At 32.7% G+C, this 3,153-nt stretch carries 2 protein-coding genes; both read left to right on the plus strand.

All coding sequences use genetic code 11. The annotated features are described in order from the left end of the window. Positions 1 to 395: 395 nt before the first annotated feature. A complete protein-coding gene (locus JFL43_RS22025; RefSeq protein WP_200750703.1) occupies positions 396 to 2,213 on the plus strand; it encodes a TcaA NTF2-like domain-containing protein in 1,818 nt (605 codons plus the stop codon). Between the two features lie 52 nt (positions 2,214 to 2,265). Next, positions 2,266 to 3,099 carry a DUF6574 domain-containing protein gene (locus JFL43_RS22030; RefSeq protein WP_200750704.1) on the plus strand — a complete coding sequence of 278 codons (834 nt, stop codon included), beginning with the start codon at positions 2,266 to 2,268 and terminating at the stop codon, positions 3,097 to 3,099. Positions 3,100 to 3,153: the final 54 nt, after the last annotated feature.

The following is a 3,153-nucleotide window of genomic DNA, read 5'->3' on the forward strand; positions in this document are numbered from 1 at the left end:
AACAAACAGGCAGAGTTCCGCAACAAACAAAGCACTTTGAGCAACAAACGAGCAGAGTTACGCAACAATCACCCTCATTTCCGCAACAAACGAAATTCTACTTAAAATCGGTGCAACCACTACCCAGTTAATTAAATATCTAACCAGAGATTTCTTTTGGAATAAATCTAATGTTCTATTATTTTCGTGAAATCAAAGGGTTATTGTAATGTATATATTACCAATATATAATGATAATATGTGTTAAATTACTTAAGACTTTAGTCTTGGATTAAGGGAAATTTATTTGAAGGGATAAATATTGCACATAATATTAAGCAGATTCAGTAAATTTATGCTGAAATTGTTGTATTTAAGGTTTTAAAATTATTATTATTTGGAAGGAGATTTACGCAGTGAGTCAATTTTGCCAAGAGTGTGGATCGGCATTAATAGAGGGCGATGTAGTATGTATGAATTGTGGCACAAAGTTGCATAAAGCAACACAATCTGCAGCAAATAAAGCTACAAGTAATTTTGAGTCTAGTCAACCTATAGAACCTCAGGTACCTAAACAGCCATTAAGTAAAAAACAAAAAGCACTATACGGCACAATCGGTTCCATAGTAATATTGCTAATTAGCTTTATTATGTGGGGGAACAACTTTTATTCTGCCGCATCAGTCCAAGAACGTTTATTGAAGGCTGTGAAAGAAAATGATACGAAATCAATCAAAAAATTAGTTGTTCATAATAATGGTACTGTAATTGTGAATGCCGAAGCAAAGGCATTAGCTCTATTAGAAAAAGAAGAAGGCATACAAATTATTCAGGATTATATGAATATCATTCCTGATGGAAGTATTCTAGGTATTGTTAAAAAGAACAAAGTCACATTTGAAAATAAATATGCTGAATTTGAAGGAATGCGTGATGGACTAACTTTTACATTTAACGGTGAAATAATTACAACGGATGCTGAAAAAGAGGATCGAGTACGGTTTGGTCCAATGCTACCTGGAAAGTATGCAGTTGAAGTTGAATTGGATAACCAATATGGCAAAGCAAAAGACAAATTTTCAATATACATAGACCCAAGGGGCAATGATAGCTTCGATTTGGCAAATGAAACAAAAACTGTTGAAACAAAATTTTATGTACCATCATTAACTTCTAAACTGATGAAGAATACAGCTATCCTATTAAATAAGGAAAGAATTCCAGTTGATGAGGAAGGTTATACTAAAAAGATTGGCCCACTATTAATAGGCAACAATCAAAAAGTACAAGTCGTATCAACATTCCCTTGGGGCAAAGTAACATCTAACTCCCAACTAATTGAAAATGACGAAGAAAATGAGCTTGAAATCAGCTATTTGTCGGACGATTTAGCTGAAAATCTAGTAGCAGATTTAGCTACATTTGAAGAACAGAGATTTCAAGCATATGCAAAAAAAGATATTTCCCTTATTAAAAATTTATCACCTCAATATCGAAAAACGCTAGAGGAATACGTAGATGATGAGTATTTATTTGCAGGTAAATTTAATCATTTAGGTATTGATAAAAGAGCTGTCTACATATCTACTGATGAAGATGGACAGGCTTTACTAACAGTAACTGGACAGGTCGATCAAGAAAAGACATGGTACAAAATGGGATATGATCAAGAGTTAGAACAAATAACACCCATTATGCAGTACAAAGTAAAATACAACAAGTCCAAGTGGATTATTGTTCATTCAGAAGAAGGATATGCAGGTGATTTTGAAGTAACAAATGAAGTAGATGGATCAAAAAAACTATACTCAGCGAAAGATGCACTTACTTCAACAGCACGCAATAAAGTGAAAAACAATGTTGTAGACGAAATGAAACCTGAGCTGGAGAATTTTTTGAACAGTTATTTGAACGCTGGCATAGAAGCTATCAATGAAAGAGATATCTCCTATTCCGAAAACTATTACGATGAATCAGGTCCAACACTGAAAAAAGACATTGCATATATTGATTATTTAGAAAAAAAGAAAATCACAGAAGAAATAATTTCTATGACGCTAGACGATGTTGAATATGTAAATGATAAGGAAGTTGTCGTATCAACAACCGAATATTTCACAATTTATACGGATGGTGAACCTCGAGATAGAAAGTATAAATCTAACAGAAGATTAACAAAAGTAGATGGTAATTGGAAAGTTCATGAACTTATTAAAACAACTGAAATAGACTAGAGACAAGTAATCTCACACAACGTGAAATTACAAGAGCAGAGGAGCTGGAATAATGTTGAAATGTTCAACATGTGGTACTGAGCAAGAATCAGGTAAGTTTTGTGGAAAATGTGGTAATTCAATTACTGAACAAGTAGAGTCATCTGAGCAAACAACGAGTAAGCAAAATGAAGCTGCAGCAACAACATCTTCTGCTGTACAATCTAATCAAAAAACAACCCAAAATGAAAGTATTGAAAAAGTGAAAATCCAATCTCGTCAATATTGGTCTTATTTTATCAAAAATTTAAAAAATCCAAGCCATGGTTTCAAAGAAAAAGGTCAACAATTCATCAATGCTATAATCTCTATGGCAATCCTATCTATCCTTTTAGGAATTACAGTTTATTATGGAGTTTCCCAATCAATTAAGGCAGCTTCCGGTGGCTTTTCAAGTACAGTAGAAGAGGTGCTAGGAATATCGCTGTTTTCAGTAATATTCTACGTCTTCATCTTTGTAGCGGCAAGTATGTTAATAGTTGAAGTTGTATTATTAATGATGAGCAGATTTGTTAATCAAAATATTTCATTTAAAGATATTGTTGGTATTTACGGGGCACACTTGTCTCCAGTCATTTCGTTAGCAGCTGTTACATTCTTATTTTATCTATTATCAGCTAATATTACAGCTAGTATTATGTTGGTTATTGTATACATCCTAGCAATATTTATCATGCCATTATATATTATCTGCAAACTCATCAATGAACAACCACAAAAAATAGATGCTTTTTATGGATATATTATTTATATTGTTGCTTTTACAATCGTTTATTATATATTCATTATGGTTGTCATTGATACAGCATTAGGTCGCTTCATAGATAGCCTAGAATATTATCTATAAAAACTCGATTTATCTCAATTAGTGCCAGTCACCCAAACAAACACGTTTGTTTAA

The sequence above is a fragment of the Viridibacillus soli genome, assembly GCF_016612995.1.
GTDB lineage: Bacteria > Bacillota > Bacilli > Bacillales_A > Planococcaceae > Viridibacillus > Viridibacillus soli.

What these genes read in the sequence shown, in the direction of transcription:
- JFL43_RS22030 (WP_200750704.1), top strand. Translation starts at nt 2,266, where the DNA reads ATGTTGAAATGTTCAACATGTGGTACTGAGCAAGAATCAGGTAAGTTT.